The sequence below is a fragment of the Bartonella sp. P0282 genome (genome assembly GCF_048452985.1).
GTDB classification, from domain to species: Bacteria; Pseudomonadota; Alphaproteobacteria; order Rhizobiales; family Rhizobiaceae; genus Bartonella; species Bartonella choladocola.
In genome coordinates this window covers 453,744-475,052 of the sequence record NZ_WTFO01000001.1, presented here as the reverse complement: position 1 = coordinate 475,052, position 21,309 = coordinate 453,744, and the positions used below count along the sequence as shown (strand labels likewise).

The following is a 21,309-nucleotide window of genomic DNA, read 5'->3' as shown; positions in this document are numbered from 1 at the left end:
CCATATTTTTTAAAGCCGTTTACCAAGATCGGTCTTATTATATAAGAAGTGGTTTCAGCGACGGCCACACCGGCGCAATTGCTGGTCATAACGACGTGCCATCTGGTCGGTTCGCTCTGCCGCCGACAAAATAGCTCCGCTTGCCCGACCACCGGTCCGCGCATAAGCACTATGTCCCATATAATAATTGAGATAGAGTGCATAAGCATTGTTAGGGTTGATGCCGTTAAGTCTTACACTTTGACTATGATACCAGCCGATAAAATCGGCAGCATCGGCAAAATTGGTGCGCTTTGCTCCACGATTGCCCGTCGCACGGATATAATGCTCCCATGTTCCGTCAAGAGCTTGTGAATATCCATAGGCTGAAGACCGACGCTTCCATGGAATAAAGCCGAACAGTTTTTTGCGCGGCGGACGGGCATTATGTTTGTAGCCGGATTCGGTATTCATCGTTGCCATGATAATCGGCATCGGTATACCGTAACGGCTTTCTGCCTTTTTGGCCGATTTTTCCCAATTATTGAAAAAACCGTCCTTTTGGTCAAAAACGGCGCAAACATTACTTGTGTGCGTGGGAACTTTTGATGCGCAACCACCCAACACCGTTACGAGCGCCACGAGAAACACTATGCGCTTCATGATAAATACCTCTGTTTTAACTAACGAGGATATAGTGGTCGTCTTAACAGATTGTTAAGATGTTTGTTAACTATAATTCCAGATTTCTCGCCGTTAACGAGCATCACCGACACCCATTGCAACTATTTATTTAGACTTGAAAATGAGAATTGTCCCAAAATTCTACTCAATTTAAGGACATTTCTCATGAAGTGCTTCAATCTGAAAGTTCACACGAATGGTTTGGGGGCTACGGCACTCGCAGGAACTTTGGGAATTAGCATTCTTTCCCTGACAGCTATTCAACCTGTTATGGCACAATCGGTTTATCTTTCCGGTGGTGGCGGTGGTGGCGGGTCGCTAACGGGACTTGGTGGCAATGGTGCGGGTGGTCTAAACCTGACGTTCCAAATTACGGTAGTTCCGGAACCGAACCAAACGGCGGCAAAGGCGGATTAGGCGGCTCTGACAGCATATCTGGGAAAAACGGTCTGACTTCGGAAGAGGCGGACACGCTAGGCGTTTCAGTATCCCCTTCTATAACAGGTTTTGAAGATGAAAAACGTGATGGTTCAGGCGGACAAGGCGGCAAAATCAGCGCCGAATTAACAAAAGATATAACAGTTGAAAGTATTATTCTTGAAGCCGGTAACGGTGGCGAACCAGGACGAGATCAAGACAACACAACAGGTGCTTTGGGTATCGGCGGAGACGGCGGCGACGCGACGCTAACCGGTGACAATAGAAAAATTACTATCAATAATACTATAAGCCTGACGAGTGGCCGTGCCGGTGGTTCCGATAATCAAAAAAGCAAGGGGGGTAATGTCGGTTTTACGACGGATAAAATTATCGTAGGTGCGGACAAAGAAGCGACGATACATCTTGAACGCAATGATGGACAACTTTTATTCAGAACCGGTGAATTTGACGCGACAAAAGGCGATGCGATTATCAATCTGGCTAATACCAAAACTTGGACCAGCAATAATAACGATGGTGTCAAATTAGGCAATCTGAAAATCGGCATGGGACGCAAAGTAACTATCACCGGAAATGGCGACTATTTTATTTCGTCATTGACAATCGGAAATAAAGTAGAGGGCCCAAGCACCGAAGGTGAAGACGACAGCGCTGTTATTCAACCTGCAAAATTTTGGATTAACAAAGATCTGATTTTAGATTCAAAACCAAAAGATCCAAATTCAAAAGATCCGAACCCAGACGATTCAGCTCCTAAATTAATTTTCTATCTCCCTGAAAACATTCAAAATGGCGATTCTTTGTTGAAGATGACAGGCGATGGCAAAGTTTCAATCAATAATGCCGCGGTCGCGCTCAGACTTGCCGGCACCGATTTGCGCCGTTTGAACCCTGGTGACCAGATCAGATTGATTGATGGTGACGTTATTGGAAATTCGTCAACGACAAAACAGACAGTTTCAAATGGTGCAAAAAATTGGAACTTTGATATTGCCACACAGAGAGAAAATCTGATTGCCTCGCTGAAAGGGCCGACATCTCCTACAAATACCGGTGACGAAACGGGTAAGGGGGATAATTCGGGACTAAGTGACCAATCCGGAAACAATAGTGATTCGGGTAAAGATAATAATTCCGGAAAAGAAAATGATACCGATAAGCACACCGATAGCGGTTCCGGCAACAACGGTTCAAATAACGAAAACTCGAATAACCAAAATACCAAACCTGATAGCAACAATCCGAACGATGGAAAAGGCAACAATGACCCCCGTCCGAGTCTTATCGGAAAAGATGATGGCAAAGGTAATATTTATACCGATGACTATGGTGCGGTAACAATTAACCGCGCTAAAGCAAACGCCTATTTCCAGAGCAACGCGGCAGCACTCAACGCTCTAAACTATGGTGCTGACCAGATTGCTTCGATTGACGATTATGTTCTGCCGATGGATGTCAAAAAATTCGGCCAGACTGTTGAAGGCGTTGTTTTCCTGCAAGGCAGCGGTTTCAAGCAAAAAGTCGAAACAGGAAGTCATATCAAGAATGAAGGTTATCATTTGATGGGTGGCGGCGGCATCCGTTACCATGAAGATCAAGGCAATCTTCTTGCAACTGTCTTTATCGAACACGGCGATGGCGATTTTGACACCTACCATCAAAAAATTCATGGCAAAGGCGATTTCAGTTATACCGGTGGTGGCCTTTATGCCAAACAGACGTGGGATAATGGCTGGTTTATCGACGGTTCGGGACGCGCAGGACGTGTCAAACGGGATTTCAAGAGCGGTGACATCGTGAATGGCGGCTTTGATGATAAAAGTTCCAACTATTACGGCTTCCATATCGGTGGCGGTAAAGAGCTTGAAATTTCGACCGATAATAAACTGACTTTGAATGGTCGTTTGTTGTGGACCGAAATAGAGGATTTCTCTACTGTATCAAAAGCTCATGAACATCTCGGCTTCGACAGTGCCCGCTCTGTCCGCACACATCTGGGGGCGAGAGTTGACCATAGTGTTACCCAACAGGCAAAACTTTATGCCGGTGCGGCATGGGAACAGGAACTTGATGGCGAGATCGAAGGCAAACTCGACAGTTATCGCGTTGACAAGCCCGACTTCAGCGGTGCAAGTGCCGTCTTTGAAGTCGGTGGCAAATACGAGCAAAATCAGGGAATGCAAGGCTGGGTTGCCAATGCCGGTGTCAAAGGCGTTGCCGGCAAACGTGATGAAATTTCCGGTAAAGTCGGTGTTGGCTATCGTTGGTAACACTGATAACCGGTGTTCGTGAATAAAATACAAGGTTGCGGCACAGAATAATCACTGTCTATGCCGCAACTTCTGAATGCGACCTCTTGATATTGCCGCTATACGCGTCACTGGCGATATGTCACTGCCGATATGTCACTGGCGATATGTCACTGCCGATATGTCAGTGCCGATATGTCAGTGCCGAACAGGGCGAAATCTCTCTATATTGATTTTTTTAAACTCTGGCAGTTTTGTCGATAGAGTTCTAACCGCTTGCCTCGCTAGATTGCCGTGAAAGATAAAGCTATTTTTGAATATCCAACCCCAGTTGCGGAGCCGGCTCTGCTGATGGCATATCGGTTTTATCCGGCTCTTTCAAATCGAGTTGTGCAATCCGGTCTCCACGAGTTTTGATTTTTCCGGTTGTCGTGAGAATATCCTCGACATCTTTGCAAGCGTTTTTAAAGTGACCTTGCAATTTGGTGACCCGATCATCGAGCCGCACAACCTCTTCCATCAAGCTCCCGACTTGTTTTTGTATCAAATGCGCTTGTTCACGCATACGGGCATCTTTCATAATGGCTTGTACCACCTGAATCGATAACATCAGAAGAGATGGTGAAACAATAATGACATGCGCACGATTGGCCTTTTGTACGATTCCTTCAAAATCTTCATGAATTGTTGCAAAGATTGATTCCGAAGGCACAAACATGAAGGCTGTATCCTGCGTTTCTCCGGAAATAAGATATTTTCCGGAAATAGCCTTTATATGCGTATCCATATCGGTCTGGAACTGGCGTTCGGCAGCCTGTTTTTCCTGAGGAGTCGGCGCCTCGCGCATATTGTTCCACGCTTCCAGCGGAAATTTTGCGTCAATAACCAATGACGGGGCATGATTTGGCATAAAAACCAGACAATCCGGCCGTGTGCCATTGGAAAGCGTTGCTTGAAAAGCATAGGCATTGGGGGGCAAAGCATCGGAAATAATGGCTTCCATCCTGCCCTGACCGAATGCTCCGCGGGTTTGTTTGTTACTCAAAATCGCCTGCAACTGCACAACCTGACCGGCAAGCGACTGGATGTTGTTTTGCGCCGTATCAATAACGGCCAATCTTTCCTGTAATCTGGCAAGATTTTCGTGTGTCGATTTTGTCTGGGCATTGATTGTCTGGCCGAGATTATTGCTCATGCCGGTCAACTGTTCACGAATCGACTGGTTGAGTTCGGCCTGACGGCGGCCGAATATTTCGGCCATTGTTTGCATGCGTCCTTGCATTTCGGCTTGTGTTTTCAACAGTTCGTTCATGTGGATTTCGGCGTCTCTTGCCCGTTCTGCAACCTGTGTATCAAGAACCGATCGCCGCCTGTTAGCGCCAATAATTGTAATAACCAGAATAACGAGGATGGCAGCAAGGATCACAAGCAGGCAATCCATCAGATTAAAAGCAAAACCTGCAATTGTGAGCAAAGGTTGTGAAGTCGAATCAAACATTTTTCAAGATTAGCGGTTTTCCGGTCACAAAGCGATCAAAAGGCTGAGAAAATCAACAATATCACATTGACGTATGAAATGTGATTGATTACCTCTTCTTTATGTCGATAAAACCTTTAGTTATTCTCCCTGATCCTATTTTGCGCAAGGTTTCCAAACCGGTCGAGCGCGTCGATAAGCCATTGCAAAAATTGGCCGATGATATGTTGGAAACAATGTATGAAGCGCCCGGCATCGGATTGGCAGCAATCCAGATTGGTGAACCGTTACGTTTATTGGTGATTGATGTTGCCGGTAAAGATGAACCCAAGGCACCACAAGTCTTCATAAATCCGGAAATTTTGTGGCGGTCGGATGAACCGAATGTTTATGAGGAAGGGTGTCTTTCCATTCCGGATTATTACGCAGAAGTGGAACGGCCGAAACGTGTGCGCGTAAGCTATCTTGATCGCGAGGGTCAAGAGAATGAAATCGAGGCGGACGGATTGCTCGCAACCTGTTTGCAGCACGAAATTGACCACCTCAACGGCGTTCTCTTTATCGACCATATATCCAGATTGAAACGTGATATGGTCATTCGCAAATTTAAAAAACTGGCCAAAGAAAAGGCACAAAGCGGAGCGCGATTGTAATGTCTTTGCGGCTTGCCTTTATGGGAACGCCGGAATTTTCGGTTCCTGTCCTTGAAGCTCTTCATAAAGCAGGCCACGAGATTGTGGCTGTCTATAGTCAGCCGCCGCGTCCGGCAGGCCGACGCGGATTGGAGCTTACCCCTACACCGGTTGCCTCTGCTGCCGAAAAACTCGGCATTGAGGTTCTCACTCCCAAAAGTTTGAAAGACCGGCAAGAACAGGAACGTTTTTCGTCATTCAAGCTGGATGCAGCAATTGTTGTGGCTTATGGACTTTTATTGCCAAAAGCCATTCTTGAAGCGCCGCGCTTTGGCTGTTTTAACGGACATGCTTCACTTTTGCCACGTTGGCGTGGTGCTGCTCCCATCCAGCGCGCAATTATGGCCGGTGATAAAAAAACCGGTATGATGATTATGAAAATGGATGAAGGCCTTGATACCGGCCCTATCGCACTTTCCAAATCAATCAACATTGCCCCCGATATGACTGCAGGCGAACTCTATGACGAGTTGGAAAAAATTGCCGCTCCTCTCATGGTTGAAGCCATGGACAAACTGGAACAAGGTGATCTCGCATTGACCCCCCAGAAATCGGATGGCGCGACTTATGCCAAAAAAATCACCAAGGATGAAACCCGCATTGACTGGTCAAAACCGGCAAAAGAGCTGCAAAAACGTATATGCGGGCTTTCGCCTTTTCCGGGAAGCTGGTGCGAAATGGAATTTTCCGGCAAAAAGGAACGCGTCAAGTTATTAAAAGCTAAACTTGTTGATGGTTCTTCTCTTGGTGTCGGCCATGTCGACCCTGAAACCTTGACAATCCATTGTGGCGAGGGACGTTTACAAATTACACGCTTGCAAAAATCCGGCGGAAAAGCCATGGATGCCGGTACTTTCTTGCATGGCTTTCATGTCACTCAAGTTTATTGATATGGCGCGCTACAAATTAACAATCGAATATGATGGAACCAATTATTGCGGGTGGCAAAGACAGGATGGCTTAAGAACTGTTCAAGCCGCCATTGAAGAGGCTGTCTTTGCTTTTTCCGGAGAAAAGGTAACCGTTTTTGGAGCCGGACGCACCGATGCGGGCGTTCATGCAACCGGTCAGGTTGCCCATGTCGATCTTGAAAAAGATTTGAGACCCGACAGGGTGCGGGATGCCATCAATGCACATTTGACGCTAAACAAGGAAAATGTCGCGATTTTGAAATCGGAAAGCGCAAGTCAGAATTTCGATGCACGTTTTTCTGCCCGAAAACGCCATTATCATTTCATCATTTTGAACCGGCGCGCACCCGCAGTTCTTGAAGCAAACCGCGTCTGGTGGTTTCCTAAAAAACTGGATGCGGAAAAAATGGACGAAGCGGCAAAACGGCTTCTGGGACTTCACGACTTCACCACATTCCGTTCAAGCGAATGTCAGGCCAAGAGTCCGGTCAAAACGCTGGATCAGCTTGATGTCAAACGCAGTGGCGATGAAATCCATATTTATGCAAGCGCACGTTCATTCCTTCATAACCAGATACGATCTTTTGCCGGAAGTTTGATGGAAGTGGGCGTTGGCCGTTGGACGGCAGATGACCTTGAAGATGCATTGAATGCCAAAGATCGCAGCCGCTGCGGCATGGTTGCTCCACCTTCCGGCCTTTATCTGACAAAAGTGGATTATTGATTGCAACAGAAGGCAGTTTTTACAAGATTGCCAGATAATCATATGTGTTTTTAAAAAATCAAATCCGGTAAAATTTTCCGTTTGTTCAACAGAAATACCTGTCACAATATTTTTTTAAAAAAGAGCCTCCCGTTTTCAGGCGAAAAACTCTTTTTATGAGCGAAAATGGCGGCCTCGAAAATTTGGTTTCCCGAAATTATCATATGTCGGTGCTGATCTTTTAACTGTCGGTGCCGATCGTTCATTGACCGGAACGCTTGCCAAAAATAGTTTTCTTCAAATAGCCGCCTCACCCACATAGCATTCAATCGACGATAGCCGATTATTTTGAAGCAATTTTGAAAAAAACAGCCACTTCTTCCAAGAAAATAACATAACATTTCCAGTATAGTTTTTACCTCCTCAGGCGACTTTAACCGCAATCTGTGAAAACAGTCTATATTTTTCAACAAAAAGACCAAAAGGCATTTTCTTTTTTGAATATGAAGTTTTATAGTCCTTCCATTGGGTGTTTTTTTGTGCCCGGCACATTTCGCTCAGAGGGATTTTTATTTTGTACAAGGCTTCCAACCGGTTTCAATAATTGTTTTTCAACTTTCTGTTCGGAAACGGTTGTCTATTAATAAGGGAATTATTGTGGCTCAGAAATCGAAAAAAACAGACCAGTCAAAACACGAAAAAGATGATGCGGGCATCAAATTAACAGTTGCGGGAAAAAAGCGCGTCTTCGATGTTAACGAACCGAAGCTTCCCGAATGGATTGAAAAAAATGCTTTGACATCAGGCAACTATCCTTACGACAAAAAAATGCCCCGTAAGGAATATGAAGAAACACTGCAAGCTTTACAAATCGAACTTGTCAAATTGCAGTCCTGGCTTCTTGAAACCGGCGAGCGGGTGGTTGCTCTGTTTGAAGGGCGTGATGCTGCCGGTAAAGGCGGTACAATTTTTACACTCCGCCAATATATGAACCCCCGTACTGCGCGCAACGTTGCTTTGCCAAAACCCGACGAAACCGAAAGTGGTCAGTGGTATTTCCAGCGTTACGTACGTCATTTTCCGACACACGGAGAATTCGTCACATTCGACCGTTCATGGTATAACCGCGCCGGTGTCGAATCGGTGATGAAATTTGCCAGCCCCGCCCAGGTTGAAACATTTCTTGCCGAAGCACCGACCTTTGAAAAATTGATTGTTTCGGACGGTATAAGATTTTTCAAAATCTGGCTCGACATCGGGCAGGAAATGCAATTGAAACGTTTCCATGAACGCCGCCATAGCCCGCTAAAGCACTGGAAGTTCTCGAAAATGGATGAAGCGGGGATTACGCTTTGGGATGAATACGGAAAAGCTGCCGACCGCATGATAGAACGTACCCATTCAGCCATGGCTCCTTGGACAATTGTCAAATCCAACGATAAAAGACGTGCACGCCTTGCGGTGATCCGCCGTGTTCTTCTCTCTATCCCTTATGCTGATCGTAATATTTCGGCAATCGGTCCGGAGGATGAAAAAATTATCGGCGTCGGTCCGGATTTTTTGCGCCACGCCAGTGAAAATCTCATCTGAAGAATGAAACAGAATAGGCATTGACGGCAACAATGCCTATTTTTTCATATTGATGCCGGAATATTTATGTTATGCGGATAATCACTATGCTGCATCATAAAAAGTCATTATCCGCAATGTTCGGTTTTTTGTGTCTCGTTGTGTTTTCGACAACGGGGGAAGCTGCCGATAGCGTGGCCTTGCCACATTTTTTTGATGCTCAGGAACGGCTCAATCACCCTGATCTTGGCACACTTCCGCGCCTTAGATTTCTTACAACTGTCGATTTTCCGCCGTTCAATTTTGTTGATAAAACGGGGCGACTCTCCGGATATAATATTGATCTTTTTCGTGCCATTTGCACGGAATTGAAGCTCGAACAGGTTTGCGAAGTAGAGGCTGTGCCTTGGGACGAACTTATCCCCCATATCAATAACAATGGGGGGGAAGCCATTATCGCCGGCATGAACGAAACACCTGAAACAGCCAAAAGCCTGATTTTTACCCAAAGTTATTTGCGTTTTCCTGCCCGTTTTATTGGCTCCGGAAATGTAAGTCTTACCGAACCGGTAGGAAAAAGCTTAAAAAAATACAAAATCGGCATCGTGGAAAAGAGCGCTCACGAAGCACTTTTTGCTGCCTATTTTCCCGGAGTTAAATGGCAAAAATTCGTAAATAATGAAAGCCTGCAAGCTGCTTTGAAAGCCAAAAGCATTGATCTTGCATTCGGTGACGGTATGGCATTCTCGCAATGGTTGAATGACCCTCAATCGGAAAATTGCTGCCAATTTGTTGGAGGCGCTTATATTGCTCCGCAATTTTTACAAAGCGGCCTTAGAATTGCGGTTCAAAAAAACAATCCGCAACTTGCCGAAGCGTTGAATTATGCGTTGAAATCACTGGAGCGCAAAGGAAAACTCACCGAACTTTATCTGCGTTATTTCCCGATCGGTTTCTATTGAAGGCTCTTCAAAAGGATTTTGAAAAGTCCCCGAATAATGGTGCTATCTGGCAGCACCATTATCAAGCTTCCAGCACCACTATAAGCGGATGATGACTTTACCGAAATTTTTACCCTGAAGAAGGCCGATAAATGCTTCCGGTGCGTTTTCCAAACCTTCAGTAATATCTTCACGATATTTAAGGTGACCCTTTTTCAACCATTCTTGTGCCTGAACAATGAATTCAGGTCTTTGCTGCTCGAATTCCCGCTCGATAAAACCGCGAACAAGCAAACTTTTTATAAGAATCGTTCTCATCAATTCCGGTAAGCGATCAACTTCATTGCCCGCATTCTTGACGCCGTTATATTGGGCAATCAAACCGCAAACAGGTATACGGGCAAAAGGATTTAAAAGGGGAAATACTGCGTCCCACACCTTTCCACCGACATTTTCATAATAAACGTCAATGCCTTCCGGGCAGGCCTTGGCGAGGCGTTCGGCAAAATCGCTGCTTTTGTGGTCGAGCATGACATCAAAACCCAACACATCACGGCCAAAAGCACATTTTTCCGGACCACCGGCAATGCCGACTGCCTTGGCACCAGCGATTTTCGCGAGTTGCCCGACCATGGACCCGACAGTTCCGGTTGCTGCGGCAACAACCACCGTCTCGCCCTTTTTCGGTTTACCGATGTTGCGCATTCCGGCATAGGCTGTAAAACCCGGCATACCAAGAATACCCAAAGCGGTTGATAGTGGCGCGTCAAAATTGTCGAGTTTTTTTAAGTTTTCACCTTTTTCTATGCTGTAACTCTGCCAGCCGCTTGCCGAGAGAACCTTGTCGCCTTTCTTGAAATCTTTGTGGTTGGAAATGACAACTTCCCCCACAGTACCACCGATCATGACATCACCGATAGCAACCGGCTTATCATAGGAAGGCTCATCCGACATACGTTGGCGCATATAAGGATCCAGTGAAAGATAAATGATCTTTATCAACACTTCGCCACTCTTCGGTTCCGGAAGCTTGACTGTTTCAAAAGCAAAATTGTCTTTAACAGGGAGTCCGTGCGGACGGGACGAGAGCACAATGCGTGTTGAACGGATTTCTTCCATTACTGATTTTCCTTTCGTATTTTCCAATCAAAAGATGGACTTCGGAAAGTCGGCTGTCAACAAACGTCAAGTTGGAATCTGTCCACGACATGCGGTCTATTTCGGGCGATTTGGCGTTTTCAATGTAATCGGTGGAAGATTGATCTGATAATGCATTGATATGATGCGGATAAAGGTACAAACCGCAATTGCTGCCCATATGGCAATGGTTGGCGATATAAGCCTTGCCGACCCTAAAAGAACAATAGCCGAGCCGACAATCGCGGCACTTGCATAAATTTCCTTGCTAAAAATTATCGGTGTGCGACCGGTCAAAATATCGCGTACGCACCCCCCTCCTACAGCACTCGCACATCCGAGAATGATTGCTATCTGGATATTGCCGGTTATCTGATAGGCTTTGTCCGAACCGAATGCGGCAAAAAAACCGAGACCCAAAGCATCAAGCCAGAGAGTCGGTTTTTCCATACGCATAATCAGTTCCTGACAAAAAATACCGAGCAATACTGCACCGATAATGGCGAGCAGATATTCGACATCGGTCAGTCCGACAGGTGGTGTTGCCCCCAGACACAAATCGCGCATGATTCCACCACCGCAAGCGGTAGCCATTGCAACGACAAAAACACCAAAAAAATCAAAACCGCGCCGGATACCGGCACTGGTACCACTCAACGCAAAAACAAAAGTGCCGATAACATCAATTGAATGAAGGAGCATCCGTCAACCTTTTAAAAATCGCATTGCTGTTTTAAGTTATCTTATAACGATTTCCATTTAATGCACATTCGCCTGATTGGTAGCAATTTCCCCGCCTTTTCTATTTCATGCAAGAGGCCGCATGATTGGTAATCAACGCTTCAAACGAAGGTCATGACCCCGAAAATTCTTACCCCTTCTGTTGCCCGCACCTGCCAACAAGAGTTGGAGAATTTTCTGCCCAAGTCTGCCAAACGGTCACCCGTTTATCACGACTGTGTTCCGGTAAACCCGAATACATCCTGAAAGATAAATTCTCTTCCCCCAACATGGAAATTGGAGATCGGGGCGTCATGAAAATTTCACAAAGAACCAGCCACGACCGGAGCAGAATAGAAATGTCGAAGTAGTTTTTATGAAATGAATGTTTTTACGTGAATGTTTTGATCTACCAGAAAATAAAATCAGGAAACAAAATATATAAGCATTCGGCCCGATTTATATAAGCAAGCGAACTGGTTAAAAGATTTTTACCGCCTCGATATTTCCATTCGCCGGATTTTACATCAATGATCCGATTTCCAAACGTTGAACCAAAATTTTCAGCTCTCTTCGCCGAATTTGTCATTCACGAGTTTTTCAAGTGCATCAAGCACTTCGACGGCTTCCTTACCATGGGTTGTAACGTCAATATGACTGCCTTGAGAAGCAGCCAACATCATTAACCCCATGATCGAATTGCCGCCGACTGTCTGCCCATCTTTTTCGACTTCCACAACAGCATCAAATGCATCGACGGTCTGGACAAACTTTGCCGATGCACGCGCATGAAGCCCGCGTTTGTTAGAAATAACCAATTGTCTTTTGAAAGAAATGTCCATTTTTCCCGCACAGAACTGTTTATCTATTCGTCCGATAACAACATGCTTGGAACATTGATATATTTTCTTCCGGCATCCTGAGCGGCTTTCAATGCGTCGATCAATTCAATATCATTACATTGGCGCACTGATGTGAGTTTGATAAGCATTGGCAAATTGACACCGGCAATCACTTCAATCTTGCCTTCCTGCATGATTGAAATAGCAAGATTGGAAGGCGTTCCACCAAACATATCAGTCAGAATGATGACACCTTGTCCACCATCGACCGAGGCGACAGCTTCAACAATATCATTTCGACGTTGATCCATATCATCATCAGGGCCAATACACACGGTGGCAAATTTCTCCTGAGGACCTACAACATGCTCGACCGCATGTAAAAATTCTTCAGCCAATCTGCCGTGCGTTACAAGCACGAGTCCGATCATTCACAATGCTCCTGTCACCAGCGCCCCAACTGTTTTGTCACTTGGAAATCAACAGTAAGTTCTTTATTGTGGCAGGGGTTTTCTTCCCTGCCAAGAAAAATCTTTATCCACGCAAGAAAAATATTGTTTTTCAACATGATTTAACTGGCTAAATTCATTTCTTCCAAGCTGTTTTGAAACAAAATGCTTCAATCGCCTGACAAATGGTGATCGCATCTGCACGATCGAAAGTCGGAAGAGTATAAAGCGGGCGTTCTATACCACAATAGGTTATTGTCTTACCCGAAGGATAGCGCTCGCCATCATTTGATAATAAAACTATGAAGTCAATTGCCGTTTCTCTGCGGAAAGGCATTTGATAAAGACCGGCTCCCCTGATTTCTATGCCACCGGCAAGTTCTTCCGGCACTTGTCCGTAAAGCTTTCCGTCCTGCGGGAATAATCGCGTATAATCATCACTGACAAGACAGCCATTATGCCCCGCCCATGAGGCGCGTTCAATCAAAGCCAGAGTAAGTGCCGATTTACCGGATGCGGAAGCTCCAGTAAGTAAAACACCTTTCTCCCCAAGGATAAGACAATTTGCATGAAGTGTGAGGGGATGTTCAGCGCTTTCGGACACAATCTGTTCCTTGTTTTAAAAGGGAAATATTATTTTTCGAGTGGCAAGACGATAATAAAACGTGCACCCAGTTTTTTATCAGGGTCTTTGTCGGAATAGATATTTTCCGCTGTCAAAGTCCCATTATGCGCTTCAATAATCTGGCGACTTATCGAAAGTCCAAGCCCCGAATTTTTACCGAATGACTCGGCACCCGGACGATCTGTATAAAAGCGTTCAAAAATCCGGTCGATTTTTTCGGCACGAATTCCCGGACCATTATCTTCCACCGTCAAAACCAGTTTTGAACCTTCGGCATGCATAGCAAGTTTTATTTTTCCGTTTTCGGGAGGAATGAAAGAACGTGCATTTTCAATCAGATTGGATACCACCTGCCCCAAACGGAGATCATGGCCTGCGACGATATATTTTTTGCCTCCATTACGCGGCTTTATTTCGAGTTCGATGGTTGCCGAAACCTTGTTGCGACGCACTTCTCTCGATGCTCTTACAATATTATCAAGCAAAGCAACCATATCCACTTTGTCGGATGTCTCACGTGCAAGTTCCGCATCAAGCCGCGAAGCATCGGAAATATCGGTAATGAGACGATCAAGACGGCGCACATCCTGCTGGATAATATCGAACAACCGTTCGCGCGCCTCATGCGTTTTTGCAAGTGGCAAGGTTTCCACTGCACTTCTGAGCGACGTGAGCGGATTTTTCAATTCGTGGCTGACATCGGCTGCAAATTGTTCGATTGCCTCGATACGAGTGTAGAGCGCATCGGTCATATCGCGGATTGATGTCGACAGGTGCCCGACTTCATCTTGCCTGTCGGAAAAATCCGGAATTTCAACACGTTTGTTGGTGCCATGGCGGACACGGTCAGCCGCCGCCGACAATTTGCGCAAGGGATTTGCAATCGTATATGCAAGAAACAGCGAGAGAACGAGAAGCACAGCCGCAACAACCGCAAAAACTTTGAAAATTGCAAGCCGTTCCGCCGTTACAATATTGTCAATATCGGATCCCGCTGTCGACAATAACAAGACACCGACCACCGAATGATAGCGTTGCACCGGTACGGCGACGGAAACAACCAGTTCACCTTGCGAGTTGCGCCGTTGTGCGGTTGCCAGAATTCCGTTCATTGCTTTGACAACTTCCGGATAGACCGCGCCATTTCCACCCAACTGATCTTTATCGACAACAATATCGTTTCCATAAATCGTATTGGTGAGCCAATTTCTGAACCGCTCCAGAATACCGGGTTTGTCTTCTGCAATGGGAGGAAGATTATAACTTAAAACCTGACCGCTCGAATAGAGCACCATTGAATCAAGAAGCAGGTTGGCATCTCTATCATAAATGCGGGCACGCGTTGTCTCTGGCGAAATGACATTGCGCAATAATGGCGCAACACGTTCCGGATTGATCGGAAAATCCCAATTTTCTGTCGATTCCGCTTTCGGCGTTATACTTTCGCCTGCCTGCAACTCCATCAGCTTTTCCGGATCAATCAGAATAGAATTGGTGTCAACCGTTGCCGAAGCGGCAATGGCACCGGCAATAATTTTCCCTTGTGTGCGTAAGGATTCTATTTTTGCATCAATCAAACCATCACGGAATTGATTAAGATACATAATGCCGACAACAAGCACACAAAGTGCTGCAAGGTTGAGAATAACGATACGACGTGTCAGACTTGAAAAGAGAAGTTGCTCGAAAAGATAATGGCCACGCCTGCGCAAGCGCCCGAAACGGGAGGTCTTGTGAGAACGCTTTACCTGTTCTGCCTTTTCGTCTTTACCCGCTGTTGCTTCCTCGGAAACCATCCGGTCGCCCGCACCTTTCAGAGCAAAGGCATATGCCGGAACATATGCTTTTGCCGACTGTTAAAAACCGTAACGATCCCGCCAGTCACCAAATAAACCGGTTTTGATCGGCGGGACAATCGTTATATCTCATTACCGGCTTTATACCTCGCGAAACCGGTAGCCAACTCCGTAAAGAGTTTCAATCATTTCAAAATCGTTATCAACCTGCTTGAACTTTTTGCGCAGCCTTTTGATATGGCTGTCAATGGTGCGATCATCAACATAGACCTGATCATCATAAGCAGCATCCATCAGCGAATCACGACTTTTGACAACACCGGGGCGCTGGGCAAGCGCTTGCAAAATAAGAAACTCGGTCACTGTCAGAATAACCGGTTCGCCTTTCCATGTGCACGTGTGGCGCTCCTGATCCATAACAAGGTCGCCGCGTTCAATCGAAGTAGCGGCCTGGGTATTGGCCTTGACCGGTTCGCCGCGAGCCGCCGCACGTCTTAGAACCGCCTTGACACGTTCGACGAGGAGGCGTTGGGAAAACGGCTTTGTAATAAAATCGTCCGCCCCCATTTTCAGGCCGAAAAGCTCGTCGATCTCGTCATCCTTCGAGGTGAGAAAAATAACCGGCAGATCGGACTTCTGGCGCAAGCGCCGCAACAGCTCCATACCGTCCATCCGGGGCATCTTGATATCGAAGATTGCAAGGTTGGGTGGCCTTGCTGTCAAACCTTCAAGGGCTGAAGCACCATCCGTGTAGGTCTCTACGCGGTAGCCCTCCGATTCGAGGGCTATCGACACCGATGTCAGAATGTTGCGATCGTCATCGACAAGTGCAATTGTCTGTGTCGTGGTTGCAATATCTTTCATAGTTTTCCGACTCTTTCTTGCGGTTTTATTTTTGCTGCAACATTCCATTCAATGTTTGAAACGTCGCTGTTTATTTTTACACATATGTTTTCTTTATATGGGTGTCTTGAACGCTTTTGCAAAACAAATGTGGTACAAATTGTGGCAGAGATCATGAAAGTCTTTGATTCAATAACGAAAAATGCCTTTCTTTGTTACGTCAGGATAAACGCGGGTCACATGGTGAAGTTTCATTAACTGCATCTTTTAAAAAAATTAAATTTTTTTAAATCGATTAAATATTTGATATTTAATATTTTTTCTGATTTTAGGAGGAAACACTCACAATCGTGTGGGCCATTTGTTGCTTTTAAGGGCAATAGCGGAGGTACTATGAAAGAGACTGGCATATTCAATCCAAAGGCTTCACTCAAAAGCTTCGGTTTTAAAGATTTGGGCAATGTTTACTACAATTTGAAACCGCCTTTTCTTTATGAAGAAGCAATTCGTCGCAACGAAGCGAAGTTGACAGCCGAAGGAGCGCTTGTTGCCTATACAGGCCAATTTACCGGCCGTTCAGCAAAAGACAAGTTCATCGTTCGCACAAAAGAAACCGAACCCAATATCTGGTGGGACAACAACAAACCGATGAGTCAGGAACATTTTGACCAGTTGTTTGCCGATTTTGTCGAACATGCCAAGGGGCGCGACCTGTTTGTTGAAGATCTTATCGGCGGTGCGGATCATGAAAACTCGATCAGAGCACGCGTTGCCTCCGAATATGCCTGGCACGCCGTTTTCATCCGTAACCTCCTCATCCGTCCGGATGAAAAAGCACTTGAATCATACGTTCCGCAGATGACGATTATCAATCTGCCGTCTTTCCGTGCCGATCCGAAGCGTCATGGAACACGCTCCGAGACAGTCATTGCCTGTGATCTTACACGGCTTATCGTTCTGATTGGCGGCACATCCTATGCCGGCGAAATGAAAAAGTCGGTCTTCACCGCATTGAACTATATTCTGCCGGAAAAAGGCGTTATGCCGATGCACTCTTCAGCCAATGAAGGGCCAAAAGGCGATACCGCTGTTTTCTTCGGGCTTTCGGGAACCGGTAAAACAACACTTTCTGCCGATGCAAGCCGCACATTGATCGGCGATGACGAACATGGTTGGGGCAATGATGGCGTCTTCAACTTTGAAGGCGGTTGTTATGCCAAGGTCATCCGTCTATCGGCTGAAGCGGAACCGGTTATCTATTCCACAACCCAGCGTTTCGGAACTATTCTTGAAAACGTCGTTCTCGACAAAGATCGCGAGCCGGATTTCAATGACGGTTCTCTGACTGAAAATACACGTGCCGCCTATCCGATCTATTTTGTCGATAATGCAAGTAAAACCGGCAAGGGTGGACAGCCGAAAAACATCATCATGCTGACAGCCGATGCTTTTGGCGTTATCCCGCCGATTGCCAAACTCACACCGGCACAAGCCATGTACCACTTCCTGTCCGGCTATACAGCCAAGGTTGCAGGGACCGAAAAAGGTGTCACCGAACCGGAAGCAACGTTCTCGACATGCTTTGGTGCACCATTCATGCCGCGTCATCCTTCTGTCTATGGCAATCTGTTACGCAAGAAAATTGCTGAACACCATGTTGATTGCTGGCTCATCAACACCGGTTGGACTGGTGGTCCTTACGGCGTTGGTAGCCGTATGCCAATCAAGGCAACCCGCGCATTGCTGAATGCTGCATTGGACGGTTCGCTTAAAAATGTCGAATTCCGCAAAGATGAAAATTTCGGTTTTATGGTACCGAAAGCAGTTGCCGGAGTTGATTCAGCAATTCTTGATCCCCGTTCGACATGGAAAGACAAAGCCGCCTATGACGAACAGGTCAAGAAGCTTGCGGGCATGTTCATCAAAAACTTCGAGAAATTCATTCCGCATGTTGATGATGATGTGAAAAACGCAGCCCCCAAGGCCTGAGTTCAAAAATAAATAAATAATCAAATGAAAGCCCGGTTACTTTTACCGGGCTTTTTTATTGGCGTTTCGACGTTATAATCGCACAAATGAAAAGCGATACAGGTGAACTTTTTATCAGTGCGAAAATCCGCATACGCGAAAGCGATATTGCGGAAAGTTTTATTCGTGCTTCGGGACCTGGAGGACAAAATGTCAACAAGGTTGCCACGGCTGTACAATTACGCTTTTTCGCCTATCGGGCCGGTCTGCCCCACGATATATTTACCCGCCTCATAAAACTTGCGGGTCAAAAGGCGACGAAAGACGGCGAAATCCTCATCGAAGCATCACGTTTCCGTTTACAGGAAAAAAACCGGCAAGATGCGCGAGAAAGACTGGTTTCACTCGTCAAAAAAGCGGCTGAACCACCGCCGCCAAAGCGACGTAAAACAAAACCGACCAAAGGTTCGATCGAGCGAAGATTGAAAGCCAAAAGCATTCGTTCGGAAGTGAAAAAGGCTCGTTCAAAAGTAACCAAGGATTGAAATCTAAATTCCTGCTCTATGTCTTTTGAATGAAAGCCGGAACACACGCTTCCGCTCTAACGATGTGTCGCTCCGCCTCAAAAGGGCAAGACGCGCATTTTCTTGAAAGGAGAATGCAATGGGACTTTTTAATTTTGTAAAATCGGTTGGCGAAAAACTTGGCCTCGGGGAACAAGCCCCTGACGCACAAAGCATTAAAACAGCTTTGGATGGCCTTAATCTTGGAACAGAGAATGTGAAAGTCGCAGTCGAGAACGGCAAAGCAATTCTGACCGGCGCTGTCAAAGATCAGGCAACACTTGAAAAGGCCATTCTTGCCGTTGGCAACCTTCACAGCATTGAATCGGTCAATACCGATAATCTCAAAGTAGAAAACGGCCAAAAACCGGCAAGCAATCAAACGACACAAGCGGGTACTTCGCAAACATCTTCAGCCTCTGCTGCCACACAATCGTCAGGTTCACAATCGGCAGAACCGCATTTTTATGAAGTGAAAAAGGGTGACACTTTGTGGAAGATTGCTGAAGAAGTTTATGGAAAAGGTCATGGCGACAAAAATAAGATTATTTTCGAGGCAAACAAGCCTATGTTGAAATCGCCTGAAAAAATCTTCCCCGGCCAAAAGCTGCGCATCCCCGACCTCAATCAGGCCTGATTATTTTATTACACCGCATACCCCGCGCATCCCGAAAAGTGTGAAACGGTTTTCGGACAAGATGCGCGGGCACTCAAAAACCTATCCCGAAAAGTGTGAAGCGGTTTTCGGACAAGATGCGCGGGCACTCAAAACCCATCCCGAAAAGTGTGAAACGGTTTTCGGACAAGATGCGCGGGCACTTAAAACTCATCCCGAAAAGTGTGAAACGGTTTTCGGATAAGATGCGCGGGCACTCAAAACCCAGCCCGAAAAGTGTGAAACGGTTTTCGGACAAGATGCGCCGGTAACCAAAACCCATCCCGAAAAGTGTGAAGCGGTTTTCGGGATGACATCTATGAAGTTTGGCCGAACTATCGCTGAAAAACAAGAACAGCCATTCCAGACCGGTTTTCCCGACAGGACTTAATGTTTGCCTGTCAAAAATACAGATTGATAAATCTGTTTCTCTGACAGAGTGACCCGATCCCGGCCACCATTTTCTGCCGGCAAATTTCCCTGACAAAACGTCACTATATAAGCCTTTATCCGCTACAATTTTTCTGTTTTTTAAAAAATTCCACTCAACTGCAATCATTCACAAAAGCGGAAAAGCCAAGCTGATACATCAAATTCCATAGCATTATATAGGGGCTTGAAGGAACGTGATCTTTTCGGCGCTTGAGCACGGCGAATGATGTTCAGCATCTTGAAGAGCTGTCAGAGTCTGTTTATTTTCAAAGGATGGATTTTTACGGCTTTGATTATTTTCCGAACTATTTCAATCGCACCGATCAGGAAAATCTGGTTGATGAGGTGAGGGAAATCGTCCGGCAAGCGCCATTATTTGTTCCCAGAATGCCAAAAACCGGAAAGCCGATGAGTGTCCGGCAAACCAATTGCGGAAAACTCGGCTGGGTTACCGACAAAGATCGCGGCTATCGCTATCAGGAAACACATCCTCAAACGCAAAAACCTTGGCCGGAAATTCCCCGACAACTGCAAGAGTTATGGCAAAAATTATCGGGATTTTCCGCTCCGCCGGAAGCCTGCCTCATCAATTTTTATTCGCCGGATGCACGCATGGGAATGCATCAGGATAAGGATGAAGGTGAACTTGCCGCTCCGGTCATTTCAGTATCCTTGGGCGATACATGTCTCTTTCGTGTCGGAACGCCAGTCAAAGGCGGAAAAACCCATTCCTTACGGTTGAATAGCGGTGATGTTATTATATTCGGCGGCGATATGCGTCTTGCGTTTCATGGTGTTGACCGGATTTATCCGGAAACTTCTACACTTTTGAAAGTTCCCGGCCGTATCAACCTGACTTTGCGACGTATTACACCTGTCGGGTAAAATGGAAATCTCGTCATTGAAGCTTACTCTATGAAGGCAGCCGCCCGATTATAATGGAAGCGTTTCACGTGAAAACTTTTCGCGGCAATGGCTTTAAAGGAAGTCAATCAAAAAGCTTAATAAACAAAATGCGTGACAAAATTCCGCCACGCATTTTATTTTTTCGCAAAAACTTTAATTCTAAAAGCAGTTTTTAATGCTGATGTTCTTCATGATTGGCATGCATTGAATCCGGTGCTTGGGCACCAATGCCTGAAACAGTAAAGACCACATCGACAGTGCCGGCTTTTTCAAAAACCATTTTTGCCTTGAACTCGTCACCCTTGTTCAAAGTTTTGTCGAGATCCATAAACATAACATGGAAGCTACCCGGTTTGAATTCGACTGTTCCACCGGCCGGAATGACCACACCATCCGCCTGATGGCGCATTTTCATGACACCATCATCCATTTCCATGGAATGGATTTGTGCTTTATCGGACAATTCCGACGATAGAGACACCAGCCTATCAGCTTCTTTACCATGATTGACGATGGTGAAAAAACCACCGGCAACTTTCGCACCATTGGGAGTTGCACGTGCCCAGACATTGGTAATTTCGATATTGCCGATTTTAAACGCGTCGGCAAAAGCACAATTGAAAGAACTCAAAAAAATGTAACAAACAGAGGCCGCTATCAAAGCAATGCCTGCCTTGAATGAATTTGAAGATTTTTGAAAAGTGTATGACATAAATAACTCCTGATA

Annotated in this window: 21 protein-coding genes; 11 read left to right on the top strand and 10 right to left on the bottom strand. The window is 45.9% G+C overall.

The window, feature by feature from the left end:
• Positions 1-54: 54 nt before the first annotated feature.
• The gene (locus GQS64_RS02165) at positions 55-642 is read right to left on the bottom strand and encodes a hypothetical protein (protein WP_077990434.1); all 588 of its coding nucleotides are present in this window, start codon (positions 640-642) and stop codon (positions 55-57) included.
• Positions 643-828: 186 nt separating this feature from the next.
• On the opposite strand from GQS64_RS02165, the gene GQS64_RS02160 reads away from it, so the two are divergent.
• Both GQS64_RS02160 and GQS64_RS02155 read left to right on the top strand, forming a co-directional pair.
• Complete coding sequence (locus GQS64_RS02160) at positions 829-1,080, top strand: hypothetical protein (RefSeq protein WP_198230480.1); 252 nt, start codon at positions 829-831, stop codon at positions 1,078-1,080.
• A 236-nt stretch (positions 1,081-1,316) separates the two neighbouring features.
• A complete protein-coding gene (locus tag GQS64_RS02155; protein WP_198230479.1) occupies positions 1,317-3,374 on the top strand; it encodes an autotransporter outer membrane beta-barrel domain-containing protein in 2,058 nt (685 codons plus the stop codon).
• Positions 3,375-3,660: 286 nt separating this feature from the next.
• Here GQS64_RS02155 and GQS64_RS02150 read toward each other — a convergent pair whose 3' ends face one another.
• Positions 3,661-4,851: a DNA recombination protein RmuC gene (locus tag GQS64_RS02150; RefSeq protein ID WP_198230478.1), complete on the bottom strand. Its 1,191-nt coding sequence runs from the start codon at positions 4,849-4,851 to the stop codon at positions 3,661-3,663.
• 101 nt (positions 4,852-4,952) lie between these two features.
• On the opposite strand from GQS64_RS02150, the gene def reads away from it, so the two are divergent.
• The 5 genes from def to GQS64_RS02125 all read left to right on the top strand — a co-directional run bounded on the left by def (position 4,953) and on the right by GQS64_RS02125 (position 9,667).
• On the top strand, positions 4,953-5,483 hold the full coding sequence (gene def, locus GQS64_RS02145) for a peptide deformylase (protein ID WP_077990428.1): 531 nt from the start codon (positions 4,953-4,955) through the stop codon (positions 5,481-5,483).
• Entirely contained in the window at positions 5,483-6,412 is a 930-nt protein-coding gene (gene fmt / locus GQS64_RS02140) for a methionyl-tRNA formyltransferase (protein WP_198230477.1), read from the top strand. The genes def and fmt overlap by 1 nt, the downstream gene beginning before the upstream one ends.
• Position 6,413: 1 nt before the next feature.
• A complete protein-coding gene (gene truA / locus GQS64_RS02135) occupies positions 6,414-7,157 on the top strand; it encodes a tRNA pseudouridine(38-40) synthase TruA (protein WP_198230873.1) in 744 nt (247 codons plus the stop codon).
• A 636-nt stretch (positions 7,158-7,793) separates the two neighbouring features.
• On the top strand, positions 7,794-8,726 hold the full coding sequence (gene ppk2, locus GQS64_RS02130) for a polyphosphate kinase 2 (RefSeq protein WP_077990424.1): 933 nt from the start codon (positions 7,794-7,796) through the stop codon (positions 8,724-8,726).
• A 71-nt stretch (positions 8,727-8,797) separates the two neighbouring features.
• Complete coding sequence (locus GQS64_RS02125; RefSeq protein WP_198230476.1) at positions 8,798-9,667, top strand: transporter substrate-binding domain-containing protein; 870 nt, start codon at positions 8,798-8,800, stop codon at positions 9,665-9,667.
• 78 nt (positions 9,668-9,745) lie between these two features.
• Here the strand turns inward: GQS64_RS02125 and GQS64_RS02120 are convergent, their stop codons facing one another.
• The 7 genes from GQS64_RS02120 to GQS64_RS02090 form a co-directional block, all read right to left on the bottom strand.
• A complete protein-coding gene (locus GQS64_RS02120) occupies positions 9,746-10,765 on the bottom strand; it encodes an NADP-dependent oxidoreductase (RefSeq protein WP_198230475.1) in 1,020 nt (339 codons plus the stop codon).
• Positions 10,766-10,861: 96 nt separating this feature from the next.
• Positions 10,862-11,485 (bottom strand): trimeric intracellular cation channel family protein, encoded by a 624-nt coding sequence (locus GQS64_RS02115; RefSeq protein ID WP_198230474.1) that lies wholly within the window; start codon positions 11,483-11,485, stop codon positions 10,862-10,864.
• A 581-nt stretch (positions 11,486-12,066) separates the two neighbouring features.
• Positions 12,067-12,345 (bottom strand): HPr family phosphocarrier protein, encoded by a 279-nt coding sequence (locus tag GQS64_RS02110; protein ID WP_077990415.1) that lies wholly within the window; start codon positions 12,343-12,345, stop codon positions 12,067-12,069.
• A gap of 23 nt (positions 12,346-12,368) precedes the next feature.
• Positions 12,369-12,776 (bottom strand): PTS sugar transporter subunit IIA, encoded by a 408-nt coding sequence (locus tag GQS64_RS02105; protein WP_077990414.1) that lies wholly within the window; start codon positions 12,774-12,776, stop codon positions 12,369-12,371.
• Positions 12,777-12,930: 154 nt separating this feature from the next.
• Positions 12,931-13,398, bottom strand: a complete 468-nt coding sequence (locus GQS64_RS02100; RefSeq protein WP_198230473.1) for an HPr kinase/phosphorylase — start codon at positions 13,396-13,398, stop codon at positions 12,931-12,933.
• A 29-nt stretch (positions 13,399-13,427) separates the two neighbouring features.
• Positions 13,428-15,215, bottom strand: a complete 1,788-nt coding sequence (locus GQS64_RS02095; protein ID WP_198230472.1) for a sensor histidine kinase — start codon at positions 15,213-15,215, stop codon at positions 13,428-13,430.
• 141 nt (positions 15,216-15,356) lie between these two features.
• A complete protein-coding gene (locus GQS64_RS02090; protein WP_077990411.1) occupies positions 15,357-16,079 on the bottom strand; it encodes a response regulator transcription factor in 723 nt (240 codons plus the stop codon).
• Positions 16,080-16,451: 372 nt separating this feature from the next.
• On the opposite strand from GQS64_RS02090, the gene GQS64_RS02085 reads away from it, so the two are divergent.
• From GQS64_RS02085 to GQS64_RS02070, 4 genes are all read left to right on the top strand, one after another.
• On the top strand, positions 16,452-18,047 hold the full coding sequence (locus GQS64_RS02085; protein ID WP_077990410.1) for a phosphoenolpyruvate carboxykinase: 1,596 nt from the start codon (positions 16,452-16,454) through the stop codon (positions 18,045-18,047).
• An 86-nt stretch (positions 18,048-18,133) separates the two neighbouring features.
• On the top strand, positions 18,134-18,571 hold the full coding sequence (gene arfB / locus GQS64_RS02080; protein WP_198230471.1) for an alternative ribosome rescue aminoacyl-tRNA hydrolase ArfB: 438 nt from the start codon (positions 18,134-18,136) through the stop codon (positions 18,569-18,571).
• Positions 18,572-18,689: 118 nt separating this feature from the next.
• Complete coding sequence (gene lysM / locus GQS64_RS02075; RefSeq protein WP_198230470.1) at positions 18,690-19,226, top strand: peptidoglycan-binding protein LysM; 537 nt, start codon at positions 18,690-18,692, stop codon at positions 19,224-19,226.
• Positions 19,227-19,949: 723 nt separating this feature from the next.
• The gene (locus tag GQS64_RS02070) at positions 19,950-20,561 is read left to right on the top strand and encodes an alpha-ketoglutarate-dependent dioxygenase AlkB (protein WP_198230872.1); all 612 of its coding nucleotides are present in this window, start codon (positions 19,950-19,952) and stop codon (positions 20,559-20,561) included.
• 193 nt (positions 20,562-20,754) lie between these two features.
• On the opposite strand, the gene GQS64_RS02065 is transcribed toward GQS64_RS02070, so the two are convergent.
• Positions 20,755-21,294 carry a copper chaperone PCu(A)C gene (locus tag GQS64_RS02065; protein WP_198230469.1) on the bottom strand — a complete coding sequence of 180 codons (540 nt, stop codon included), beginning with the start codon at positions 21,292-21,294 and terminating at the stop codon, positions 20,755-20,757.
• Between the last annotated feature and the right edge of the window lie 15 nt (positions 21,295-21,309).

Coding starts and splice junctions, on each gene's coding strand:
- GQS64_RS02110 (WP_077990415.1), bottom strand. CDS start 12,345: ATGGACATTTCTTTCAAAAGACAATTGGTTATTTCTAACAAACGCGGG.
- GQS64_RS02090 (WP_077990411.1), bottom strand. CDS start 16,079: ATGAAAGATATTGCAACCACGACACAGACAATTGCACTTGTCGATGAC.
- truA (WP_198230873.1), top strand. CDS start 6,414: ATGGCGCGCTACAAATTAACAATCGAATATGATGGAACCAATTATTGC.
- GQS64_RS02160 (WP_198230480.1), top strand. CDS start 829: ATGAAGTGCTTCAATCTGAAAGTTCACACGAATGGTTTGGGGGCTACG.
- lysM (WP_198230470.1), top strand. CDS start 18,690: ATGGGACTTTTTAATTTTGTAAAATCGGTTGGCGAAAAACTTGGCCTC.
- GQS64_RS02165 (WP_077990434.1), bottom strand. CDS start 642: ATGAAGCGCATAGTGTTTCTCGTGGCGCTCGTAACGGTGTTGGGTGGT.
- GQS64_RS02095 (WP_198230472.1), bottom strand. CDS start 15,215: ATGGTTTCCGAGGAAGCAACAGCGGGTAAAGACGAAAAGGCAGAACAG.
- GQS64_RS02070 (WP_198230872.1), top strand. CDS start 19,950: ATGGATTTTTACGGCTTTGATTATTTTCCGAACTATTTCAATCGCACC.
- GQS64_RS02105 (WP_077990414.1), bottom strand. CDS start 12,776: ATGATCGGACTCGTGCTTGTAACGCACGGCAGATTGGCTGAAGAATTT.
- GQS64_RS02150 (WP_198230478.1), bottom strand. CDS start 4,851: ATGTTTGATTCGACTTCACAACCTTTGCTCACAATTGCAGGTTTTGCT.
- GQS64_RS02115 (WP_198230474.1), bottom strand. CDS start 11,485: ATGCTCCTTCATTCAATTGATGTTATCGGCACTTTTGTTTTTGCGTTG.
- fmt (WP_198230477.1), top strand. CDS start 5,483: ATGTCTTTGCGGCTTGCCTTTATGGGAACGCCGGAATTTTCGGTTCCT.
- GQS64_RS02125 (WP_198230476.1), top strand. CDS start 8,798: ATGCGGATAATCACTATGCTGCATCATAAAAAGTCATTATCCGCAATG.
- GQS64_RS02085 (WP_077990410.1), top strand. CDS start 16,452: ATGAAAGAGACTGGCATATTCAATCCAAAGGCTTCACTCAAAAGCTTC.
- GQS64_RS02065 (WP_198230469.1), bottom strand. CDS start 21,294: ATGTCATACACTTTTCAAAAATCTTCAAATTCATTCAAGGCAGGCATT.
- arfB (WP_198230471.1), top strand. CDS start 18,134: ATGAAAAGCGATACAGGTGAACTTTTTATCAGTGCGAAAATCCGCATA.
- def (WP_077990428.1), top strand. CDS start 4,953: ATGTCGATAAAACCTTTAGTTATTCTCCCTGATCCTATTTTGCGCAAG.
- GQS64_RS02120 (WP_198230475.1), bottom strand. CDS start 10,765: ATGGAAGAAATCCGTTCAACACGCATTGTGCTCTCGTCCCGTCCGCAC.